This window comes from Microbispora sp. H10670 (assembly GCF_014161385.1).
GTDB classification, from domain to species: domain Bacteria; phylum Actinomycetota; class Actinomycetes; order Streptosporangiales; family Streptosporangiaceae; genus Microbispora; species Microbispora triticiradicis.
Window position 1 is genome coordinate 160,463 of the sequence record NZ_JABBWW010000018.1, and the last position, 22,543, is coordinate 183,005.

At 70.9% G+C, this 22,543-nt stretch carries 20 protein-coding genes and 2 tRNA genes; 3 read left to right on the plus strand and 19 right to left on the minus strand.

Annotated elements, in window-relative coordinates; all coding sequences use genetic code 11:
• The first annotated feature begins 33 nt into the window (after positions 1 to 33).
• Positions 34 to 933: a CPBP family intramembrane glutamic endopeptidase gene (locus tag HHX33_RS23925; RefSeq protein WP_182876580.1), complete on the plus strand. Its 900-nt coding sequence runs from the start codon at positions 34 to 36 to the stop codon at positions 931 to 933.
• Between the two features lies 1 nt (position 934).
• On the opposite strand, the gene HHX33_RS23930 is transcribed toward HHX33_RS23925, so the two are convergent.
• The 3 genes from HHX33_RS23930 to HHX33_RS23940 are packed head-to-tail and all read right to left on the minus strand — an operon-like array spanning position 935 to position 3,922.
• Complete coding sequence (locus HHX33_RS23930) at positions 935 to 1,957, minus strand: hypothetical protein (RefSeq protein WP_182876581.1); 1,023 nt, start codon at positions 1,955 to 1,957, stop codon at positions 935 to 937.
• A gap of 46 nt (positions 1,958 to 2,003) precedes the next feature.
• Positions 2,004 to 2,666: a peptidyl-tRNA hydrolase gene (locus HHX33_RS23935; RefSeq protein ID WP_310741498.1), complete on the minus strand. Its 663-nt coding sequence runs from the start codon at positions 2,664 to 2,666 to the stop codon at positions 2,004 to 2,006.
• On the minus strand, positions 2,663 to 3,922 hold the full coding sequence (locus HHX33_RS23940) for an MFS transporter (protein WP_220502136.1): 1,260 nt from the start codon (positions 3,920 to 3,922) through the stop codon (positions 2,663 to 2,665). The genes HHX33_RS23935 and HHX33_RS23940 overlap by 4 nt, the downstream gene beginning before the upstream one ends.
• An 84-nt stretch (positions 3,923 to 4,006) precedes the next feature.
• Here HHX33_RS23940 and HHX33_RS23945 point away from each other — a divergent pair, with 84 nt between their 5' ends.
• The gene (locus HHX33_RS23945) at positions 4,007 to 5,005 is read left to right on the plus strand and encodes a GlxA family transcriptional regulator (RefSeq protein ID WP_182876584.1); all 999 of its coding nucleotides are present in this window, start codon (positions 4,007 to 4,009) and stop codon (positions 5,003 to 5,005) included.
• An 18-nt stretch (positions 5,006 to 5,023) separates the two neighbouring features.
• Here the strand turns inward: HHX33_RS23945 and HHX33_RS23950 are convergent, their stop codons facing one another.
• Positions 5,024 to 5,230 carry a DUF6203 family protein gene (locus HHX33_RS23950; protein ID WP_111697915.1) on the minus strand — a complete coding sequence of 69 codons (207 nt, stop codon included), beginning with the start codon at positions 5,228 to 5,230 and terminating at the stop codon, positions 5,024 to 5,026.
• A 45-nt stretch (positions 5,231 to 5,275) separates the two neighbouring features.
• Complete coding sequence (locus tag HHX33_RS23955) at positions 5,276 to 5,980, minus strand: SDR family oxidoreductase (protein WP_182876585.1); 705 nt, start codon at positions 5,978 to 5,980, stop codon at positions 5,276 to 5,278.
• A gap of 116 nt (positions 5,981 to 6,096) precedes the next feature.
• Between HHX33_RS23955 and HHX33_RS23960 the strand changes: the two genes are divergently transcribed.
• A complete protein-coding gene (locus tag HHX33_RS23960; protein ID WP_182876586.1) occupies positions 6,097 to 6,549 on the plus strand; it encodes a winged helix-turn-helix transcriptional regulator in 453 nt (150 codons plus the stop codon).
• Between the two features lie 64 nt (positions 6,550 to 6,613).
• Here HHX33_RS23960 and HHX33_RS23965 read toward each other — a convergent pair.
• The 14 genes from HHX33_RS23965 to HHX33_RS24030 form a co-directional block, all read right to left on the minus strand.
• Positions 6,614 to 6,686 (minus strand) — tRNA-Ala (locus tag HHX33_RS23965).
• 66 nt (positions 6,687 to 6,752) lie between these two features.
• On the minus strand, positions 6,753 to 8,201 hold the full coding sequence (locus HHX33_RS23970) for an ATP-binding SpoIIE family protein phosphatase (RefSeq protein ID WP_182876587.1): 1,449 nt from the start codon (positions 8,199 to 8,201) through the stop codon (positions 6,753 to 6,755).
• A 39-nt stretch (positions 8,202 to 8,240) separates the two neighbouring features.
• On the minus strand, positions 8,241 to 8,909 hold the full coding sequence (locus HHX33_RS23975; protein WP_220502137.1) for a class I SAM-dependent methyltransferase: 669 nt from the start codon (positions 8,907 to 8,909) through the stop codon (positions 8,241 to 8,243).
• Positions 8,910 to 9,157: 248 nt separating this feature from the next.
• Positions 9,158 to 9,230: transfer RNA gene (locus HHX33_RS23980), tRNA-Ala, on the minus strand.
• Between the two features lie 97 nt (positions 9,231 to 9,327).
• Positions 9,328 to 10,809, minus strand: a complete 1,482-nt coding sequence (gene araA / locus HHX33_RS23985) for an L-arabinose isomerase (protein ID WP_182876589.1) — start codon at positions 10,807 to 10,809, stop codon at positions 9,328 to 9,330.
• Positions 10,806 to 11,465: an L-ribulose-5-phosphate 4-epimerase gene (locus tag HHX33_RS23990; protein ID WP_111697909.1), complete on the minus strand. Its 660-nt coding sequence runs from the start codon at positions 11,463 to 11,465 to the stop codon at positions 10,806 to 10,808. The genes araA and HHX33_RS23990 overlap by 4 nt, the downstream gene beginning before the upstream one ends.
• Positions 11,462 to 13,111: a ribulokinase gene (gene araB / locus HHX33_RS23995; RefSeq protein ID WP_182876590.1), complete on the minus strand. Its 1,650-nt coding sequence runs from the start codon at positions 13,109 to 13,111 to the stop codon at positions 11,462 to 11,464. Before araB ends, HHX33_RS23990 begins: the two co-directional genes overlap by 4 nt.
• Positions 13,112 to 13,156: 45 nt before the next feature.
• Positions 13,157 to 14,143: a galactofuranose ABC transporter, permease protein YjfF gene (gene yjfF, locus HHX33_RS24000; protein ID WP_111697907.1), complete on the minus strand. Its 987-nt coding sequence runs from the start codon at positions 14,141 to 14,143 to the stop codon at positions 13,157 to 13,159.
• Complete coding sequence (locus HHX33_RS24005) at positions 14,140 to 15,186, minus strand: ABC transporter permease (protein ID WP_111697906.1); 1,047 nt, start codon at positions 15,184 to 15,186, stop codon at positions 14,140 to 14,142. Before HHX33_RS24005 ends, yjfF begins: the two co-directional genes overlap by 4 nt.
• Positions 15,183 to 16,694, minus strand: coding sequence for a sugar ABC transporter ATP-binding protein (locus HHX33_RS24010; RefSeq protein WP_182876591.1), 1,512 nt, complete (start codon positions 16,692 to 16,694; stop codon positions 15,183 to 15,185). The genes HHX33_RS24005 and HHX33_RS24010 overlap by 4 nt, the downstream gene beginning before the upstream one ends.
• Positions 16,695 to 16,783: 89 nt before the next feature.
• Positions 16,784 to 17,782: an ABC transporter substrate-binding protein gene (locus tag HHX33_RS24015; protein ID WP_208759222.1), complete on the minus strand. Its 999-nt coding sequence runs from the start codon at positions 17,780 to 17,782 to the stop codon at positions 16,784 to 16,786.
• Between the two features lie 79 nt (positions 17,783 to 17,861).
• On the minus strand, positions 17,862 to 18,851 hold the full coding sequence (locus tag HHX33_RS24020; protein WP_182876608.1) for a LacI family DNA-binding transcriptional regulator: 990 nt from the start codon (positions 18,849 to 18,851) through the stop codon (positions 17,862 to 17,864).
• A 619-nt stretch (positions 18,852 to 19,470) separates the two neighbouring features.
• Positions 19,471 to 21,078 carry an HNH endonuclease signature motif containing protein gene (locus HHX33_RS24025; protein ID WP_182876592.1) on the minus strand — a complete coding sequence of 536 codons (1,608 nt, stop codon included), beginning with the start codon at positions 21,076 to 21,078 and terminating at the stop codon, positions 19,471 to 19,473.
• A 1,035-nt stretch (positions 21,079 to 22,113) separates the two neighbouring features.
• On the minus strand, positions 22,114 to 22,543 hold a 430-nt coding region (locus tag HHX33_RS24030; protein WP_182876593.1), incomplete at its 5' end, for a substrate-binding domain-containing protein.

The following is a 22,543-nucleotide window of genomic DNA, read 5'->3' on the forward strand; positions in this document are numbered from 1 at the left end:
CGGGCGGGACCGCCGGGACGCTGGAATCGGCCCATGCGAACGAACACGTCAACCGTCATCGGCACCGGCACCGAGACCGCCGCTCCCGCCGCCCGCGAGCCGCGGCTCGGGGTCTACGGCCTCACCCTGGCCGCCCTCGTGCTGCCCGTCGTCGCCCTCGCCGTATCGCAGGGCGCCGACCTCGACAGGATCGGCGACGCTCCCATCGGGACCCAGATCGCCATGTACGGCCAGGCGTTCATGCCCGCGCTCGCCGCGCTCGTCGCGTGCCTGGCCGCCGGGGGTGTCCGCGCCGTGGACTGGGGTTTCCACCGGGTGCCCTGGCGCACGCTCGCCGCCGCCTGGGCCGTTCCCGTCCTCGGCGTCGGCCTCGCGTACGGCACGGCCTGGCTGACCGGCGCCGCCCGCTTCGACCCGGGTAACCTCGCCGCGTCCACCGGGCTGCATCCGGCGCTCGGCGTGCTGCTCGGCCTCGTTCCCGGTGTGGTGCCGTTCGTCGCCCTGGCGCTCGGCGAGCAGCTCGGCTGGAGCTCCCTGCTGGTCATGAGGCTCGCCGCGCGCAGGAGCCCGGCCACGACGGCGGTGATCCTCGGCCTGGCCTGGGCCGCCTTCCACTACCCGCTGATGCTGTTCGTGCCGGGGGCGGTGGAAGAGGGCGTGGCGGTGCCGTACGCGATGCTGATGTTCACGCTCCAGACGGTCACGCTGGCCTTCCCGCTCGTGTGGCTGCGGCTGCGCACCCGGAGCATCTGGCCCGTCCTGGTGTTCCATGCCACGGTGAACGCGTCGCTGTACTTCGTGGCCGAGGCGATGACCTCGACGCACGACAGGTCGGCCTGGATGGTCGGCGAGGGCGGCGCTCTCACCACGGCCGGGCTGGCGGTGGCCGTGCTCCTGACCGGCCGCCTGTGGCGGCGCCCGCGCTCCCGCTGAGTCAGAGCGCCTTCACGGAGGACATCACCGCGTTGATGTCGCGCCAGCGCTTCTTCTGGCTGTCGGGGATCGTGACGAACACGACGGCGGGCTTCCTGTCCGGAACGTCCACGAGGGCCAGCGCCGCCGCGGAGGTCCGCTTCTTGCCCTTCACCGTGTAGTGCACGGTGTAGCCCAGCAGCCAGCCCTTCCGCTTGCCCGCCTTCATCGGCTGGGAGGCCGTCCAGGTGATCGTCGCGCCGGACGGATGGTGGTTGAGCGTCCACCGCGCGGCCAGGAAGGCCGTGTCGCGCAGCGTCTCCTGCTGCGGGATCGGCACCGGGCAGGAGACCAGCAGGCCCCGGTACGACATGCCCTTGACCTTCGGCAGCACCTGCCGGGAGGCGAACGGGCTCGCCTTGGCGAGCGTCCACGACTTGGTGAAGCGCGGCAGGGCGACGCCGGAACGCCGGTCCTTGACCAGGCCGCGGATGTGAGCCGGATGACCGTGCAGGCGGCGCAGCTTGCGCTCGTTCGCCGGCAGGGTCGGCACCCGGGGGTCGTGCAGGGCCGCCGCCATCGCGGTGTCGACCGGGCCGGACGAGGGCTCCGGGCTGGCGCTGAGTGGGCTGGCACTGAGCGAACTGGCACTGGGCAGCGGGCTCAGGCCGGGCGTGGCCACCGCGCCGGTCGCCACGCCGGTCGCCGCGCTGGTCGCCGTGCCGATCGCGGCGCCGCCTGCCACACCGCTTGCCGCCGCCGCCTGCTGAGTGACTCCCTGGGCGGCCGGGGCGCGTACGGCGGCCGGGGCGGGAGTGCCCCGGCCGAGCACGGCGAAGGCGACGCTCGCGCCCAGGATGCCGACCCCCGCGGCCACGGCGACCGCCCGGTAGACCACCCGCATCGGCAGGTCCCCGAGGCTCTTTCCGGAGTTCGTCGCCGGCGCCGGCGGCGGCGGGACCGTGATCTTCGGCAGTGGCGTGGTCTCGGCCTCGGCCGCTATGTAGGAGGGCACGGCCTTCGTCCCATAGTCCCCAGGTGACACGATCGGGAGCGTACGGCATATCCCGGTTTTTCGGGTGCCTTCCCCATCACACTTCGGGAACGCCCGCCCGCAGCCAGGGGGCGTCCGCGACGACCGTCGCCGAGCCGGGTTCGATCTCCGTGAACCCGGCGTCCCGGACCACCGGCAGGCCGCTCCCGGCCAGCGCGTCCCACCGGTCCGGGCCCGCCGTGCGGACGCGTACGGCGAAGCCGCGGCCGCGCCAGGCCGCCCTGTCCGCCTCGCCCGCGCCCCACCACGCGAACTGCGCGCCGTGGCCCGCCTGGGCCATCGCCTTGCCCGCCGTCATCGTCAGCCGGGGGTTGACCCAGAGCACCACGTCATCCGGGTCGGGCTCCGGCGGAACGGCGTCGTCCGCCAGATCGGTGCCCGACACCTGGAGCCGGGCGAGGTCACGCGGCCAGTCGTCCAGCGGCACCGGCGGATGCACCCGCACCTCGGCCGTGCGCACCGTGACGGTGATCCCGGGCAGGGCGAGCGCCCGCCGCCACTCGGCCCCGCGGGCCCGCCTGACCACCTTCCTGATCCGGCCGTCCTGCCACTCGGCGATCTCCTCGCCCCACTCGTCCGCGTTCTCGGCGTGGTCGAGCAGTCGCGGCACGGCGGTCGCCGCCGCCTCCAGCGCGTCGGTGCGGCGCGGCGGCGCCGCCCGCTCGATACGTACGACCAGGGGAAGAACGCGCTCGGTCACCCGACAAGGATCGCAGCTTCGCGCTGGTCCCGGACACGCGTGACGACACGGGACGACATGAGCGCCGCGAACAGGCACAGAACCCCCGCGCCGTACCACGCCAGGTCGTAGTTCCCCAGGTGGTCTCGGGTGACGCCGGCCACGGTGGCGACGACGGCCGCGCCGACCTGGTGGGAGGCGAAGACCCAGCCGAACACCACCGCGCCGTCCGCGCCGAAGATCTTGCGGCACAGGGCGACGGTCGGCGGCACGGTGGCCACCCAGTCGAGGCCGTAGAACACGATGAACACCAGCATGCTCGGCTCGGTCGTGGCGGCGAAGAGCTGCGGCAGGACCAGCAGCGACAGCCCGCGCAGGCCGTAGTAGACGACGAGCAGGAGCCGCGCGTCCACGCGGTCGCTCAGCCACCCGGAGAAGATCGTGCCGGCGATGTCGAACACCCCGATGACGGCCAGCAGCGAGGCCGCGACGGTCTCGGGCATGCCGTGGTCGTGGGCGGCCGGGATGAAGTGGGTGCCGACCAGGCCGTTGGTGCTCGCGCCGCAGATGGCGAAGCCCCCGGCGAGATACCAGAAGTACCGGGTGCGCGCCGCGTCCCGCAGCACCCGTACGGCCCGCGCGGCGGCGCCGCCTCCCGGCGTACGGACGACCGGCGCGTCGGCCCCCAAGGCGGTCAGGCCGATCTCCTCGGGGGTGTCCCTCAGCAGGAACCACACGAGGGGGACGACGGCGAGCGCGGCTCCGGCCACCGTGAGCGAGGCCGGGCGCCAGCCCTGCGCCTCCACGAGGTGGGCGAGCAGCGGGAGGAAGACCAGTTGCCCCGTGGCGCCGCCCGCCGTGAGCACGCCCGTGACCAGGCCACGGTGCCGGACGAACCAGCGGTCGGTCAGCGTGGCGGCGAAGACGAGCGCCATCGAGCCGGTGCCCGCCCCGACCACGACGCCCCAGAGCGCGACGAGCTGCCAGCTCGCGGTCATGAACACGGTGAGGCCGCTGCCGACGGCCACCAGAAGCAGGGCGCAGGCGACCACCCGGCGCATGCCGAAGCGGTCCATCAGGGCCGCGGCGAACGGCGCGCACAGCCCGTAGAGCATGAGGTTGACCGACACCGCCAGCGAGATGGTGCCCCTCGTCCAGCCGAACTCGTCCTGCAACGGCATGATCAGCACGCCGGGCGTCGCCCGGAAGCCGGCCGCCCCGATGATCGCGACGAAGGCGACGGCGGCCACTGTCCAGGCACGGTGTAGCGACTTCATGGCGAGCATCCTCCCGTCGCGCCCCTTGGGGGAGACAGTGGCCGGGGGGTCAACCTGTGAAAGAATCCGGCCATGCTTCCGGCCATGCTTCCCGCCGTGCACCCCGCCGTGCACCCCGCCCCGCACCGGGTCGCCGTACTGGCCCTGGACCACTTCGCGTCACTCGACCTGGGCATCCCCGGGCAGGTGTTCCTGGCCGCCCGCAACCGCGGGGCACTGTACGAGGTCGTCACCTGCAGCCCGGGAGGCCGGCCGGTGCGGACCCGGGCGGGCTACCGCGTCCTGCCCGACCACGACCTGGACGTGCTCGCGACGGCGCACACGGTGGTGGTGCCGGGCATATACGACGGGCGCGCGCTGACGGACGGCACGCTCGACGAGGAGGTGCGGGAGGCGCTGCGGGCGGCCGCCCCACGGGCCCGGCTGATCTCGATCTGCACCGGCGCCTTCGTTCTCGCCGCCGCCGGCCTGCTGGACGGGCGGCCCGCGACGACCCACTGGCGCAACGCCGCGGCCTTCCGCGCCCTCTTCCCCCGCGTACGGCTCGACCCGGACGTGCTGTTCATCGACGACGGCGACGTGCTGACCTCGGCCGGGGTGGCGGCGGGCATCGACCTGTGCCTGCACGTGGTCCGGCGCGACCACGGCGCCGATGTGGCCAACCGCACCGCCCGCCGGTGCGTGACGCCGCCGTTCCGCGAGGGCGGCCAGGCCCAGTACATCGAGCGGCCGCTGCCCGACCCGGCGGGGACGACCACCGCCCCCACCCGGACCTGGATGCTGGAACACCTGGAGGAACCGGTCAACCTGACGGCCCTGGCCGCGCACGCCCGCATGAGCGTGCGGACCTTCACCCGGAGGTTCCGGGAGGAGACCGGCCTCAGCCCGGCCAGGTGGCTCGCCGGGCAGCGAGTCGCGCACGCCCGGCGCCTGCTGGAGACCACCGACCTGCCGGTGGACGCGATCGCCAGGAAGGCGGGGTTCGGCAGCGCGGTCTCGCTCCGGCAGCACCTGAACGCCGCCGTCGGGGTGTCCCCGCTCGCCTACCGGCAGACGTTCCGCACCCCCGCTGCGCTCTCCTGACGGGCGACCGGCGGCCGGTCAGCGGCGGCCGCCCGCGACCGGCCTCCGCCGGCCGTACGCGTCGTCCGACCGGCGTCCCGGCGCGCGGCGCACCTGGGTCTGCGCCTGCTGCCGCTGGTCCGAGCGCCGCTTGCGCATGAAGAGCCAGCCGAGGCCGAGCACGACCATCCCGATCGGCGTACGGGCCAGCCAGCGGGTGACGACGAGCTGAAGGATTCTCTTCATGGCACTCGCCCCTACCCGGCAGGCGTGTGATCATGTGCCCGCCGTTCAGGACACCAGCTGCGGATACAGGCCGGCCACGTCGCCGGACAGCATGGCCCGCACCTGGCGGCTCGTGTCGTCGGCGACCACCTCGAAGCGCCCCTGCTCGATCCCCTGCAGGGCCTGGGCGGCGACCTCCGCCGGGTCGATCTTCGGGCCGTCGACGTGGGCGGCCATGTCGGTGTCCATGTATCCGACGTGCAGCGCCGTGACGAGCGTGCCCTGCTCCTTCAGTTCGAGGCGGAGGCTGTTGGTGAGCTGCAGCGCGGCGGCCTTGGCCGCGGAGTAGCCGGCCACCTGCGGTGCGGTGAACCACGACAGCACCGACAGCACGTTGAGGATCGCGCCGCCTCCGTTGCGGCCCAGGACCGGGGCGAACTCACGAGCCATGGCGAGCGTGCCGAAGTAGTGCGTCTCCATCTCCAGGCGGATGTCGTCGAGCGTACCGGCGAGGAACGACGAGCCCGTGGAGATCCCCGCGTTGTTGATCAGCAGGTTCACGTCGCGGGCCCGCTCGGCGGCGGCCCGGACGGACGCGGGGTCGGTGATGTCCAGGGCGAGCGGCACCACGCCCGGCAGGTCGACCGTCTCCGGCCTGCGCGCCGCCGCGTACACCTTGGCGGCGCCACGGTCCAGCAGCGCGGCCGCGAAGCGCCGTCCCAGCCCGCGGTTCGCGCCCGTGACCAGCGCGACCGATCCTTCGATCCTCATCGTGTCTCCATCCGTCGACGTCCTGGCGTCCACGGTAGAGAGCTGACTTTAAAATTGCAAGTTAGCTTTTCCGGGCTAGCCTGGATCCCACCGGCGACGAGCGAGCGAGGCGTGCGATGACGACCACCGAACTCCCCGACTCGATGACGTGCTCCATCGAGCGGGCGGTGACCCTCCTCGGAGAGCGGTGGACGCCGCTGATCCTGCGGGAGCTGCACACGGGAGTCGTCCGCTTCGCCGACATCCAGCAGCGCCTGGGGATCGCCACGAATCTGCTGACCACCCGGCTGGCGACGCTCGCCGGCGCGGGCGTCGTCGAGAAGCGGCCCTACCGCGACACCGGAGCCCGCACCCGGTACGAGTACCACCTGACCGATTCGGGCCGCGACGCACTCGTGATCCTCGGAGCGCTGCAGCAGTGGGGGGACCGTCACGCGCCCCGGCTCGCGGGACCGACGTTCGAACGCCGCGATCGGCGGACCGGGGCGCGGCTGGACGTGTCCTTCACCGACCCGGAGGGGCGCACCGTCCCGCTGGACGCGGTCGCCTTCGTACGCACCGGCCACTGACCGGCCGGAACGCCGAGAGCCGCCCTCCGGACGGAGGACGGCTCCTGAGATGATTCGGCGACGGTGGAGCTATGGGGACTCGAACCCCAGACCCCTTCCATGCCATGGAAGTGCGCTACCAGCTGCGCTATAGCCCCTTGCCACGCCGCGTCGGCGGCGCCCCGCCAGTGTATAGGACTTCGGCGGCGTGAGCGTAACCCGCGTCAGGGGATCGCCAGGGAGAACCAGACCGTCTTGCCTCCCGCGACCCGGCTCGCCCCCCAGCGCTCGGCGAGCCGGGAGACGACGTACAGCCCTCTGCCGTCCTCGTCGAGGGGTCCGGGCTCGCGCTGCATCGGCAGGCGGTGGTTGTCATCGCTGACCTCGCACAGCAGGTGATCGGTGCGCAGCAGCCTGATGGTGACGGGCCGCGACGTCTGCCGTACGGCGTTGGTGACGAGCTCCGACGCGAGCAGCTCGGCCACCGGGGTCATCGAGGCGAGACCCCACGCGTCGAGCGTACGGCGGACCAGGCCGCGGACACGCGACGGCGTCATCGGCTGCGGCTCCATCATCCACTGGGCGACGTGCTCGCTCGGGATGCCGCGGAAGCGGATGGCCAGCATCGTGACGTCGTCGGCCCGGGCGGCCGACAGCACGGCGTCGCTCAGGTCCTCGATCGAGGTGCCGTCCGAGAGCCGGCGGCGCAGGTCCTCCACCTGCTGGCCGATGTCCTCCCCGCGTTCCTCCACGAGCCCGTCGGTGTAGAGGACGAGCATGCTGCCGTCCTCCGCCGCGATCTCCGTCGTCTCGAAGGGGGTGCGGCCCAGCCCGATCGGCGGGCACTGGGGCGGCGCCAGCACCTCCGCCCGGCCGTCCGCGCCCACGAGGATCGGCGGCAGGTGGCCCGCGCTCGCGATCGTGCACCGGCGCAGCACCGGGTCGTACACGCAGTAGACGCAGGTCGTGATGGTCTGCTCGGCCAGCCGCTGCGCCACCTCGTCGAGCGAGTGGAGCACCTGCTCGGCCGGGAGGTCGAGCGCGGCCAGGGTCTGCACGACCGTGCGCAGCCGGCCCATCACGGCCGCGGCGGCCGGCCCGTGACCCATCACGTCACCGACGACCAGGGCCACCCTGCTGCCCGGCAGCGGGATCACGTCGTACCAGTCGCCGCCCACCCGCTCGGCCGCCGGCCGGTACCGGTAGGAGATCTCCAGCCCGGGCAGGTCGGGCGGAGCGCCCGGGCGCATGTCGCGCTCCAGCGTCTCGACGATCTCGACCTGGCGGCGGTCCCGCCGGCCGTGGAAGATCGTGAGCGCGGCGGGCACGGCGAACTGTCCCGCGGTGAACAGGTCCGCCGGGCCGAACGGCGGCCGCCCGGCGTCGCGCGCGAGGAGCGCGCAGCCGACGACCGTTCCGTACGCCCGGAGCGGCACGGCGAGCAGGCGCCCGTCGAGCAGGGCGGTCTCACCGGTCTCACCGGCCTCGTCGCCGGCCCAGTGCGGCGGCAGCCGCCCGCCGGGATCGACCCGGTGCCAGGCGGCGCCGTCCACGTAGACCGCGGCGGCGTCGGCCAGCCCCGGCACCGCCGCCTCACACAGGGCCCTGGTGGCCTCCTCCGGGCCGGGGCTGTCGCCCACGGCCCGGACGATCGCGCTGACATCGTGCAGCATGGTCGACGGCTCCCCGCCTCCCGACACGGATGCGGCCGTTCAGCGATGGTCACGCCGGCAGTTGACGAAGAGCTGGATCTCCGGCGGCGCCTGCGTGGTCGCCGGCGCGTACGAGAGGTGGTTCTCCGACAGCACGGTGAATCCCGCGGCCTCGACGACCTCGCGCAACTCGTCGCGCAGATACCCCGTCACCCGCACGGGAGCGCCGAGGAACTGGAAGGGCACGTCGTCGAGGTCGATCTCCACCATGCTCAGCGAGAAGAGGCCGCCGGGCGCGAGCACGGCGTGGATCCGGCCGAGCGCCCGCTCGATCTGGGGCCGGGGCAGCATGAGGAGGCTGAAGAAGGCCGTCACGGCGTCGAACGTGCCGAGCGAGGCGTCGAGGTCGAGCACGTCGGTCTCGAAGAACGTGCCGACCGGCACGTTCTTCCTGGCCAGGTCGAGCATGACCGGGGAGATGTCGATGCCGGTGACCTCGCAGCCCGCCTCGGCGAACTGCTGCGCGGTGGGAGCGCCGGTGCCGCAGCCCACGTCGAGGACCCGCGCTCCCGGCTGGAGCTGCTTGATCAACCATTCACCGGCGGCGACCTGTCCCTCCTTGTGTGGGAACGCCTCGTCGTACCGGGCTCCGATGCGATTGAACGCCTCGGCCTGCATGGCCCGGTACTCCCGACGCGGATTGTCCGGTCCTGACTCGATTGTCATCATGGCCGCCATTGGTGATCAGCTGTATTTGCTTTCTTCTAGATAGGGGGCTTCGCCCGATCAAGTCAAGACATACCGAAGCTATTTAGGCTTTTCAGCAGGAAAACGAGTCAATGATCATTGTCAACCCTTATGCCGTCGGCGCGCCCGCCGAGCCCGGGAACGACGACGAAGGGCGGCCGGACCGCGCGACGCGCCGTCCGACCGCCCTTCGACGATCCTGCTTGTGAAACTACTTGTGAAGCTGTCTGTGGAGCTATGGGGACTCGAACCCCAGACCCCCTCCATGCCATGGAGGTGCGCTACCAGCTGCGCTATAGCCCCGTGCGACGCAGCCAGTGTATAGGAGTCGGCGCGGAGGCGGGTAACCGGCGGACGGGCCCCTCCCCCGGGAAGCCGGGGGAGGGGCCCGTCCGGACGATCAGAATCCCTGCGCGAGCCGGTAGTAGGCCTGGTTCCACCGCAGTTCCTTCGCGAACTGCCGGGGAGTGGTCGCCTCGTCGATGACGAGCAGTTCGACGCCCAGCATGTCGGCGAAGTCGGTCAGCTCCTCGGCGCCGAGGGCCGAGGACAGCACGGTGTGGTGCGGGGCGCCCGCCGTGATCCAGGACTCGGCGGAGGTGCGCAGGTCGGGCCGGGGCCGCCAGACGGCCCGCGCGACCGGCAGGGCCGGCAGCGGCTCGGGCGGGGCGACCACGTCGATCTCGTTGGCCACCAGCCGGAACCGCTCGCCCATGTCGGACAGGCCGACCACCACGGCGGGGCCGGGTGCCGCGTCGAACACGAGCCGGACCGGGTCCTCGCGCCCGCCGATGCTGAGCGGGTGGATCTGGCAGGAGGGGGTGTCCGACGCGATCGTCGGGCAGACCTCCAGCATGTGCGCGCCGAGGATGACCTCCTCGCCGGGAGTGAGGTGATAGGTGTAGTCCTCCATGAAGGAGGTGCCGCCGGGCAGGCCCGCCGACATCACCTTCAGCGTGCGCAGCAGCACCGAGGTCTTCCAGTCGCCCTCGCCGCCGAAGCCGTAGCCGTCGGCCATCAGCCGCTGCACGGCCAGGCCGGGAAGCTGACGCAGCCCGCCGAGGTCCTCGAAGTTGGTGGTGAACGCCTTGAAGCCGCCGCCCTCCAGGAACTGGCGCAGGCCCAGCTCGATGCGCGCCGCGTAACGCAGCGACTCGTGCCGGTCGCCGCCGACGCGCAGCTCCGGCGCCATCCGGTAGAGGTCGTCGTACTCCTTGACCAGCGCGGAGACGTCGGCGTCCGCGGCGGCGTCCACGGCCTCGACCAGCTCGTTGACCCCGTAGGTGTTCACCGACACCCCGAAGCGCAGCTGCGCCTCGACCTTGTCGCCCTCGGTCACCGCAACGTCGCGCATGTTGTCGCCGAAACGGGCCAGGCGCAGCGACCCGACCTCGGCGCGGCCGGCCGCCGCCCGCGCCCAGGTGCCGATCCGCGCCACCACCGCGGGGTCGCTGACGTGCCCGGCGACGGTCTTGCGCGGCACGCCCAGACGGGACTGGATGTAACCGAACTCGCGGTCGCCGTGGGCGGCCTGGTTGAGGTTCATGAAGTCCATGTCGATGGAACTCCACGGCAGCTCGACGTTGGCCTGCGTGTGCAGGTGCAGCAGCGGCTTGCGCAGCGCGTCCAGGCCGGCGATCCACATCTTGGCCGGGGAGAACGTGTGCATCCACGCGATCAGGCCGATGCACTCGTCGTCGGCGTTCGCCTCCAGGCACACCCGGCGGATCGCCGCCGCGTCGGTGAGCACGGGCCGCCACTCGAGCTCGAACGGCAGCCCCTCGCCGAGGACCTCGGCGATGCGCTGGGACTGCTCGGCCACCTGCCGCAGCGTGTCCTCGCCGTACAGGCCCTGGCTGCCGGTCAGGAACCAAAACCTCACAGGTGACTCCTCTGTCCGTAGACGTTCTGATAGCGGTCGTACAAGCTGTCGACGTCGCCGGAGGCGATCGGCAGCGGCTCACCGAGCTGACGGGAGATGTGGACGGTGCGGGCGACGTCCTCGCACATGACGGCGGCCTTGACCGCCGCCTTCGGCGACTCCCCGATGGTGAACACTCCGTGGTTCTGCATCAGCACCGCACGGGAACGGTGACCTGTCAAGGTCTCCACGATCCCCTTGCCGATGTCGTCGTTGCCGATCAGCGCGAACGGACCGACGGGGATCTCGCCGCCGAACTCGTCGGCCATGGCCGTGAGCACGCACGGGATCGCCTCCCCGCGGGCCGCCCACGCCGAGGCGTACGTCGAGTGGGTGTGCACGACGCCGTTCACCTCCGGCATGTGCCGGTAGACGTAGGCGTGCGCGGCCGTGTCGCTGGAGGGCGCGAGGTCGCCCTCGACGAGGTGGCCGTCCAGGTCGCACACCACGATCGACTCGGGCGTCAGGTCGTCGTACGACACGCCGCTCGGCTTGATGACGAACAGGTCCTCTCCGGGCACCCGGCCCGAGACGTTGCCCGCCGTCCACACCACCAGGCCGTACCGCACCAGCTCGGTGTGGAGCCGGCACACGGTCCTGCGCAGTTCTTCGATCATGCACTGGCCTCGTTCCTGATCGCGCGGAGCCGGTGCAGGAGATCACCGTCCGCGAAGTGGTCGTGCAGCCTCCGGTACTCGGCGTACAGCCGGTCGTAGGCGTCGGCCCGCTCCTTGTCGGGCGCGTACACCGCGGCGTCGCGCTTGCCCATCGCCGCCGCGGCGGCGGTGATGTCGGGGTACGCCCCGGCGGCGACGGCGGCGTGGATCGCCGAGCCCAGCGCCGGTCCCTGGTCGGAGCCGATCACCGACAGCGGACGGCGCAGCACGTCGGCGTAGATCTGCATGAGGAACCTGTTCTTCAGCAGACCGCCGGCGACCACGAACTCCTCGACCGGCACCCCGGCGGCCTCGAAGGTCTCCACGATCGTGCGGGCGCCGAACGCGGTCGCCTCGATGAGCGCGCGGTAGACGTCCTCGGGACGGGTGGCGAGCGTCTGCCCGACGACGACCCCGGACAGGGTGTGGTCGACCAGGACCGAACGGTTGCCGCCGTGCCAGTCGAGCGCGACCAGTCCGTGCTGCCCGACCTTCTGCCCGGCCGCGAGCGAGGTCAGATACTCGTGCAGCCCGAGTCCCGCCTCCGCGGCCCGCTCGGCGTACGAGGCGGGCACGCAGTTGTCCACGAACCAGGCGAAGATGTCGCCGACGGCGGACTGGCCCGCCTCGTAGCCCCACAGCCCGGGGACGATGCCGTCCTGCACCACCCCGCACATGCCGGGCACCTCGGCGAGCCGGTCGGAGCACATGACATGGCACGTGGAGGTGCCCATGATGGCGACCATCTGGCCCGGCCGCACGGCGTCGGCCGCGGCCGCGGTGACGTGGGCGTCGACGTTGCCGACCGCGACGGCGATCCCCTCGGGCAGGCCCGTCCACTCGGCCGCCCGCGCGGTCAGCCGGCCGGCGAGGCCGCCGAGCGGCGCGAGGTCGGTGCCCAGCTTCCCGGCGAAGCCCGCGAAGCCGGGGTTGAGCGCGGCCAGGAACTCCTCCGAGGGGTAGGCACCGTCCTGGAAGATCCCCTTGTATCCGGCGGTGCAGACGTTGCGGGTCTCCACGCCGGCGAGCTGCCAGATGATCCAGTCGGCCGCCTCGATCCACCGGTCGGCCAGGCCGTAGAGCTCCGGGTCCTCCTCCAGCAGTTGCAGGCCCTTGGCGAACTGCCACTCCGAGGAGATCTTGCCGCCGTACCGCGGCAGCCACGACTCGCCGCGCTCGGCCGCCAGGGCGTTGATCCGGTCGGCGTGGGGCTGGGCCGCGTGGTGCTTCCAGAGCTTCGGCCAGGCGTGCGGCCGCTCGGGGAAGCGCTCGCACAGCGGGTGGCCGTCGGCGGTGACGGGCAGGATCGTGCAGGCGGTGAAGTCGGTGCCGATGCCGACCACCTGCTCGGCCGGGACCTGCGCGGCGGCCAGGGCCTTCGGCACCGCGTGCCGCAGCACGTCGATCCAGTCCGCCGGCGACTGCAGCGCCCAGTCGGGCCCGAGGCGGACCCCCGAGCCCGGCAGCGCCTCCTCGATCACCCGATGGGCGTACTCGTGGACGGCGCCGCCCACCTCCTCGCCGTCGCTCACCCGCACCACCACGGCACGGCCGGACAGTGTGCCGTAGTCGACGCCGATGACGTAACGCTCGCTGTTAGCGCTCACAAGTACTCCAAACCAGGGAGAGGGGAGAGGGGACCCGGGCCCGCGCTATCTGCGCCTGGCGGTGATCAGCCGCTGCAGCAGGATGAAGGCGAACAGCAGCAGGCCGATGAAAATCTTGGTCCACCACGAGCTCAGCGTGCCCTCGAAGCTGATGATCGTCTGGATCAGGCCGAGCACGAGCACGCCGAGCACGGTGCCGAGCAGGTAGCCGCTGCCGCCGGTGAGCAGCGTGCCGCCGATGACGACCGCGGCGATCGCGTCCAGCTCCATCCCGACGGCGCTCAGCCCGTATCCCGACAGCGAGTAGAAGGCGAACAGCAGACCGCCGAGCGCCGAGCAGAACCCGCTGACGGTGTAGACGGCGATCTTCGTACGGGCCACCGGCAGGCCCATCAGCAGGGCCGACTGCTCGCTGCCTCCCGTGGCGTACACGTTGCGGCCGAGCCGGGTGTAGTGCAGCACGTACGCCGCCGCCAGCACGACCACGAGCGCGATCAGCACGCTCGGCGAGACCCACATGTCGCCGCCGAGGTCGACCCGCGTCTGGGCGATCGCCGTGAACGTCGAGTTCTCGATCGGGATCGAGTCGGTGCTGATCGTGTAGCACAGGCCGCGGGCCAGGAACATCCCGGCCAGCGTCACGATGAACGGCTGGATCTCGAAGTAGTGGATGATCGCGCCCATGCCCAGGCCGAGCACCGCGCCGATCACCAGCACCAGGGCCATGACCCCGAACGCCGGCCAGCCGTCCTTCAGCAGGCTGGCGCTGATCATCGTGGAGAGCCCGACCACCGATCCGACGGACAGGTCGATGCCGCCGGTGAGGATCACGAACGTCATCCCGACCGCGACCACCAGCAGGAAGGCGTTGTCGATGAAGACGTTGAGGATGATCTGCCCGGTGGCGAAGCCCTCGTAGCGGATGCCGCCCGCGACGAACATCGCGATGAACAGGCCCGCCGTCACCATGACGGGGATGTACTTCTGCGGGACCGTGCGGCGGAGGTCCAGCAGACCGGTGACGCTCGTCATGCCGAGACCCTCACCTTCTCTTCGGTCACCGGGCTCGGCGCCTGCGGGCGCCTGCGCCGGTGGAACACCTTCTCGCGGAAGGCCGGGGACTGCAGCAGGCAGACGATCGTCACCACGAGCGCCTTGAACAGCAGCGTGGTCTCCGGCGGGACGCCGATGGAGTAGATCGTGGTGGTCAGCGTCTGGATGATGAGTGCGCCGAGCACCGTGCCGCCGAGCGAGAAGCGGCCGCCCGCCAGGGAGGTGCCGCCGATCACGACGGCGAGGATGGCGTCGAGCTCGATCCACAGGCCGGCGTTGTTGCCGTCGGCGCTGGAGACGTTCGAACTGATCATCAGCCCGGCGATGCCCGCGCACAGCGCGCAGAACGTGTACACCGTGATGAGGACGCCGCGGGCGCTGATGCCCGACAGGCGGCTCGCCTCGGCGTTGCCGCCGACCGACTCGATGAGCAGGCCCAGCGCGAGACGCCGGGTGAGGAACGCCGTGAGCGCGAGCACGACCGCCACGATGATGATCGAGAACGGCAGCGTGAGCCAGTAGCCGCCGCCGATCAGCTTGTACGGCGAGCTGTTGACCGTGGTGATCTGGCCGTCGGTGATGAGCTGGGCCAGCCCTCGTCCGGCGACCATCAGGATCAGCGTGGCGATGATGGGCTGGATGCCGATGCCCGCGACCAGGAGGCCGTTCCACACGCCGAGCACCACCGAGAGCGCCAGCGCGATCCCGACCGCTCCGAGGACCCCGCCGATCGAGTTCTGGTCGCCCAGGTCGCTGATCTGCAGGCAGGCCAGCGCGCCGGCGATGGCCACGACCGACCCCACCGACAGGTCGATGCCGCTGGTGGCGATGACGAGCGTCATGCCGAGCGAGACGAGGATCAGCGGGGCGCCGAAGCGGACGATGTCGATGAGGCTGCCGTAGAGGTGGCCGTCCTTCATCTGCACCCGGAAGAAGTTGTCGGTGAAGACGAGGTTGAGCGCCAGCAGGGCGACCAGGATGGCCACGGGCCAGAACAGCCGGTGTCTGAGGAACCGCGTCATGAGATGGCTCCGCTCGCGATCGTCTCCGTGAGCCTGTCCGTGGTGAGGCTCTCGTCGTTGTCCAGTTCGGCCACCAGCCGGCGGTCGCGCAGCACGCCGACCTTGTGGCTGAGCCGCAGCACCTCCTCCAGCTCGGCGGAGATGAACAGCACGGCCATCCCGCCGTCCGACAGCTCGGCGACCAGGCGCTGGATCTCGGCCTTGGCGCCGACGTCGATGCCCCGGGTGGGCTCGTCGAGGATGAGCAGGCGGGGCTCCAGGATCAGCCAGCGGGCCAGCAGCACCTTCTGCTGGTTTCCGCCGCTCAGGTTCCTGACGAGCTGCTCGGGATTGGCCGGGCGGATGTTCAGCGCGGAGATGTACTTCTCGACCAGCTCGTCCTGCTTGCGCCGCGGGATCGGCCTGGTCCAGCCCCGCGCCGCCTGCAGCGCCAGGATGATGTTCTCCCGGACCGTGAGGTCGGGGATGAGCCCCTCGGCCCGCCGGTTCTCCGAGCAGAAGGCGATCTTGCGAGCGACCGCCGACCGGGGCGTGCGCAGGCTGACCGCCTGGCCGTCGATCTTCAGCGCGCCGGTGCCCGCGTGGTCGGCGCCGAACAGCAGCCGGGCGATCTCCGTACGGCCCGAGCCGAGCAGCCCGGCCAGGCCGACGACCTCCCCCTCGTGGATGGTGAGCGTGAACGGCTCGATCGCCCCGGTCCGGCCCAGCAGCTCGGCCTCGACCAGCGGCGCGGCCTCACGGGCGGGCGGGCGGCCCTCCAGCTTCTCCAGGTCGGCCAGCTCGCGGCCGATCATCTTGCCGACCAGCTCGACCTGGCTCAGCTCGCTGGTGAGGTACTCCCCCACGAGCGTGCCGTTGCGCAGGATCGTCATGCGGTCGGAGATCTCGTAGATCTGGTCGAGGAAGTGCGAGACGAACAGGATCGCGATGCCCTGCTCCTTGAGCCGGCGCATCACCCGGAACAGCTGGGCGACCTCCCCCGCGTCGAGGCTGGAGGTGGGCTCGTCCAGGATCAGCACCTTCGCGTCGATGTCCACCGCCCGCGCGATCGCGACCATCTGCTGGATGGCCAGCGAGTACGACGACAGCGGCGCCGACACGTCGAGGTCGAGGTCGAGGCGGGAGAGGATCTCCTCCGCCCGGCGGCGCATCTTCTTCCACTGGATCCGGCCGAGCCGGCGCGGCTCACGGCCGATGAAGATGTTCTCCGCCACCGAGAGGTTGGCGCAGAGGTTGACTTCTTGGTAGACGGTGCTGATGCCCGCCTGCTGGGCGGCCAGCGGGCTGGAGAAGGCGACCCGCCTTCCCTCCAGCTCGATCTCGCCGGCGTCGATGTCGTAGACGCCGGTCAGTACCTTGATGAGCGTTGACTTGCCGGCGCCGTTCTCGCCCATGAGGGCGTGCACCTCTCCCGGCAGCAGCCGGAAGTCGACGCCGTCCAGCGCCTTCACGCCGGGGAACTGCTTGCCGATCCCGCTCATCCGCAGGATCGGCGCGGGTGCGGCCATAGCGGAGCCCCTCTCTCGTTCCTACTCACTGTCGCGGCACCGGGCCGCCCCGGGAAGAGGCGGCCCGGTGAGGGAATCAGTGCTTACGATCAGTACTTGCGGTTGGGCAGGGCCTCCTTGGCCTGCTCCTGGGTGAAGGTGGTCTCCTCGGTCACCACGCGCGGCGGAACCTGCTCGCCCTTGACGACCTTCTTCGCGAGGTCCATCAGCTGGGGGCCAAGCAGCGGGGAGCACTCGACGATGTAGTTGATCTTCCCGTCGGCGAGGGCCTGCATGCCGTCGTGCACCGCGTCAACCGTGATGATCTTGATGTCCTTGCCCGGGACCTTGCCCGCGCCCTCGATCGCCTCGATGGCGCCGAGGCCCATGTCGTCGTTGTGCGCGTAGAGCACGTCGATCTTGGGGTTGGACTTGAGGAAGGCCTCCATGACCTCCTTGCCCTTGGCACGGGTGAAGTCGCCGCTCTGCGAAGCGATGACCTTGAACTTCGGGTCGGCCGAGATGATCTCGCCGAAGCCCGCCTTGCGGTCGTTGGCGGGCGCAGAGCCGGTGGTGCCCTGCAGCTCGACGATGTTCACCGTGTCCTTGCTGTCCTTGTACTGGTCGACCAGCCACTGGCCGGCCTTCTTGCCCTCCTCGACGAAGTCGGAGCCGAGGAAGGTCTTGTACAGGCTGGTGTCCTTGGAATCCACGGCCCGGTCGGTAAGGATGACCGGAATCTTCGCGTTCTGGGCTTCCTTGAGCACGGTGTCCCAGCCCGACTCCACGACCGGCGAGAAGGCGATCACGTCGACCTTCTGCTGGATGTAGGAGCGGATGGCCTTGATCTGGTTCTCCTGCTTCTGCTGGGCGTCGGAGAACTTCAGGTCGATGCCGGCCTCCTTGGCCGACTCCTGGACGGACTTGGTGTTGGCGGTACGCCAGCCACTCTCCGCGCCGACCTGCGAGAAGCCCATGACGATCTTGTCGTCGCCGCCGCCCGACGAGCCGTTGCTGGCCGACGAGTCGCCGTCGCCGCCACCGCTGCATCCGGCCATCGTCAGGGCGGTCGCGCCCGCCAGGATCAGTGCCGAGATCCTCTTCAACACTGTGGGGATCCTTTCATCGCTGTTAGCGCTAACACAGGTCAGGTGGTCAGCGCTGATCATTTGTTTGATTTCCGTACGGCTAGCGCGCGCCTGTCGTGCTTCCCCTTCGTACGAACTGGGGAGGCACGACGAGCCGTTCATGGGGCAACGGCTCGTTCGACTCGATCTGCCGGAGCAGCACGTCGATGCTGCGCCTGCCGACGGCCCCGAAGTCCTGTCTTATGGTGGTGAGCGGTGGGGAGAAGAACTCCGACTCAGGGATGTCGTCGAAGCCCACGATGCTGATCTGCTCGGGGACCTTCACCCCCTCCTCCGTGAACGCCCGCAGCAAGCCGAGCGCCATCTGGTCGTTGGCGACGAACACCGCGGTGACGTCGCCCGCCATCGCGGCGAGGTGCTTTCCGGCCTGGTAGCCCGATCGAGGACTCCAGTCACCGGTCAGCATGTCGGGTACGCGGCGCCCCGCCTCAGTCAGCACCGCGCGCCAGCCCTCACACCGCCCTTCGGCCTCCAGCCAGTCGGCGGGGCCGCTGACATGCCAGACGGTCTCGTGGCCGAGGCCGAGCAGGTGCGAGGTCGCCAGCCTGGCTCCCTCGACCTGGTCGACGCTCACCACGGAGACGTCGCCCTGATGCCAGCCCTCGACGGCCACGGCGGGCATGCCCGCCGGCAGGTCGTCGAGCGCACGGGCCGCCGAGCGCTGCGGAGCGACGACGACGATGCCGTCGACGCCCTGCTCGGCGAGGTAGCCGATCGCGTCGTTCACGCCGGCCCTGTCGATGGTCCGCAGGCTCACGATGCTCACGAAGTAGCCCGCGTCCCTTGCGGCCTGCTCGATTCCGTATACCGTGCTCGCCGGTCCGTACAGCGTCGTGTCGAAGCTGACGACGCCCAGCGTGCGCGAGTGCTTGGTGACCAGTGCCCGGGCGACGAGGTTGCGGCGGTAACCGAGCTGGTCGATGGCCCGCATGACCCGGGTGCGGGTCTCGGCGCGGACGTTCGGATGATCGTTGAGCACCCGCGAGACCGTCTGGTGCGACACTCCGGCCAGCCTGGCCACGTCGGCCATGACGGGCGGGCGGCGCTCGACGTTGGGTCCCACGGTCGCTCCTCTCAACTGCTTGGCAAGAACTGTGAGCGTTAACACAACCCGGCGTCAAGGAGGTCGCCGGTCACGGTCCGGTTACGCCGAAACATGCCGGTAACCCAGCATTGACGGACATGCCACATCAGCTTTAACTGGTGACCGGATCCCGGGTGTTAACGCTCACCCATCGATGGAGAGGCTGTGTTATCGTTAACAGAACTGTCTGAGGAGCTGCTCGCATGACCGAAAACCCCTGCTCACCGGCCCTGCCGATCGTGGCGGCAGCGAGGATGCTCGGGCTCGGTGGTCACACACGGTAGTCATGAGCGGCGGCGCTGGGGGACGTCGGCGCAACCGGCACGACCACCCGTGGATTTGGGGCGTTCCAATCGCTGCGAATGTTTCATGCGTGCCGGGGCCAAGTGCCTGGCCCCCGGTGACCGATTCTCAGCCCCGGCAGGCAGAAACCCCGGCCGCCGGAGCAACCTCGTGAGCGGCTCGCGATCCCGTCGACCGGCGACCCGCTTCCACGCCTGGCCCCGCTCTCGCCCCTGAGGCACCGATGTCTCCCCTGCGGGTACCGATTCGCGCGCCGGTGATTTCATTCGCGTCGCCAGGCACTGCGGGTGGTGCGGGGGTTTCGGTAGGTGAAGGCCCAGCGGTCGTCGCCGATCTTGCGGCGGGTGTAGCGGGCGGGGTGGCGGTAGCGGTCGCGGTTGTGGAACTGGCACGCCGGCCCCAGCAGCTTGAGGTCGGTCGGCCCGCCGCTGCACCAGTCCTCGGCGTGGTCGATCTGGCACATCGTGGCCGGCAGCGGACAGCCGTCCACCCAGCAGGTCGCATACCGGGCGAAGACCGCCCGCCGCTGGGCCGGGGTGGCAAGGCGCACCTTGCGGCCCATGTCCAGCACCTGCCCACCGGCGTCCATCACGATCCGCACCAAAGTGCTGGTGCGGGCCAGCCGGTGCACGCTGGAGGCGGGCAGCAGGTGCCCGGTCGCCAGGATCAGCCCCGGCAACCCCCGCAACCACACCCCCGGCGGACTGTTGACCCCCGCCCCCGGCCACGCGTCATCGTCGCGTTCCACCCCCGGCGGAGCGTCGGCTCCTGTCCGGGGCATCTCATGCCGCGCCTCGCCTGTCCAGGAGGCGTGCCGGTAGCCCTCCGCCGGGCAGCCACCGGCAGGGCAGTCACCAGCAGGGTGGTTTCCGCCGGGGCAGCCGTGAGCACGGCGACCTCCAGGGCGGTCCCCGCTTGGACTCTGCTCCGTGTGGGTGCCAGTGGCGTCGTCACTCTTGGTCGGGGGCTCAGTCGGGGGATCGGGGGCGTGCGTCTGCTGCGCACGTGTGCGGGCGTCAGAGCCGGGCACGGAGCCAAGGCCGCAGGAGCCGAGGTCGGGACCAGAGCCGTCGCTCGGGTCGGCGTCTGAGGGGTCGCTGGTGGGGTGGTCGGCAGAGGGGTCAGCTGTGGGGTCGTCTGAGGGGCCGGTGCCTGAGGGTGCGTCGGCTGGGGGGTCGTCGGGGAGGGATTCGGCGGTGACCAGCACCAGAAGCTCAGTCGCGATCTTGTTCTCCAGGAACGCGATGAACGCATCGGCGTTCCGCACGCTCGGGGTGCGGTCGTCGCCCTCGGCCTTGGGCCTGGCGTAGACGTCCAGCAGGTGCTGCAACCGCGCGGCCGCCTCCACCGGCAGGTAGAACTCTCCCTCCAGCCCGCCGTTCCTGCGCCGCCGCACCCTAAAGAACCGGCGGTCGAAATCGGCCTGCTCATCGCTTGCGTGACCGTCGGGGTCCAGCACCGCCCGCAGATACCGCCCCGCCTTGGCCACCTCCGCCGCACCCGCCGAACCAACCAACTCCAGCAGAATCCCCTCAGCCGCCACGGCCTGATCGTCGGTCAACCCAGAGGTGGCCGTGCAGATCGCCTCCACGATCCCCTCGGGCAAGCTGCCCTCGGCGAACCGCTCACGCACCCGCGACAGACGACCCAACTCCACGCCCATCGTCACCAACCGACCGGCCCCGGGGATGGTCATCCCGCCGGTGGATCGCAACCACAACCTGGTCGAGGCATGCCCATGGTTCCTCGCCTCCCCGGCCCGATGCACCCGCCCCACCCGGGCAGCAAGCGCCGAAGTGATCCGATCGCGGGCCGCCAGCAACTCCTCGGCCTCCGCCAGACACACCCCCGCCGACTCAGGCACCGGCACCAACGCCACCACCCGCGCCGCCTCACCAACCGCCGCCACCGCCACCCACGACGACGACCCCGCACCGCAAGCACCACCGAAGCCACGCTCAGACGCGCTGCCGGGCGCACCGTCCGACGCACCACCAGGCGCACCACCGGGCGCACCACCGGCAGTCCGACCACGGTCGGCGTCACCGCGCCCCGCATCGTGGGTCTGGCCCGGACATCCTGAATGCTCCCGACCGGCCTCCCGATCGCGATCGGTGGCGCCTCGGCCCGCATCCTGGTCCTCGTCCGCGTTACGCGAGCCGGCGGCAGGGGTGCCGTCAGATGCGCCACCGGCGTCGGTGCCCGGGGCGTCCGGGGTCCCGGGGGCGTTGATGCCGGCACCGGCGGGACCGCGGGCGCCGCCGGCTACACCTCCTGCGTGACCGGCGACCGAGGGAGGACCGGCTGCGGCGCCGGAAACGGAACCGCCGGAAACGGGGCCGCCGGCAGAAGTACCGTCAGGGGAAGCGCCATTCGCGGTTGCGCCGCCGATGGAGTCGTCAACGGCAGCAATACCGGCACGAGTCGTAAATGCTCGAACAAAGGGAAAGGTCGCCGGGGTGTCGGACCAGCCGGCATGCTTTCGCCCTTGGGAATCGGCGATCGGCACAAATTCGCGGGCGAGGGAACCTTCTGACGACCAAAGGGGCGAGCCGGCGACCAGGCGATCCCACCAGTCGTCGGCGGCATACGAATCATGGGGGTGACCAGGGCTGAAGCCAGGCAGTTCCATCACGCCCCCTTCGCCGATTCGAAATCCTGTACTAATCCTTCCACGAACCGGCACCGGGCAACAACCGCGCGTTGAGATTTGCTGGAGCTACAGGCGAAGGGCGCAGACCAGCGAATTGAATAATCCCATTTAGCCCCATTGCGCTGATATAGCCGACCCCTGGAAGCGGCACGCATTCACGCGCGCGGCGCGACAGGCAAGCGGGCGGGCACAGGCTGCACGGGCTGAATGGACGGCAGACCGATCGGCGACGGGCAGGCTACGGAAGGCCGGTCACGCGGCGGCCGCGCTCTCCCTGACCACGAGTTCGGGCTCGACCAGGCGCGCCGACTCGACGTCCCGGCCTGCGATGCGCTGGAGCAGGAGCCGGAACGCCTGCCGGCCGAGCTCGCCGAAGTCCTGCCGCACCGTGGTCAGCGGCGGCCAGAAGTACGCCGCCTCCGGCACGTCGTCGAACCCCACGACACTCACGTCCTCGGGCACCCGACGGCCCGCCTCCCGCAACGCCCGCAACACCCCCATCGCCATATGATCATTGGCCACGAACACCGCCGTCACCGCCTCATCGGCCGCCAGCCGCCGCCCCAGCTCATAACCCGACGACGCCGTCCAATCCCCCACCAACGGCTCAGGCACCACCCGGCCCTCCGCCTCCAGCACCGACCGCCACCCCGCCGCCCGGCCACGCGAATCCACCCAGTTC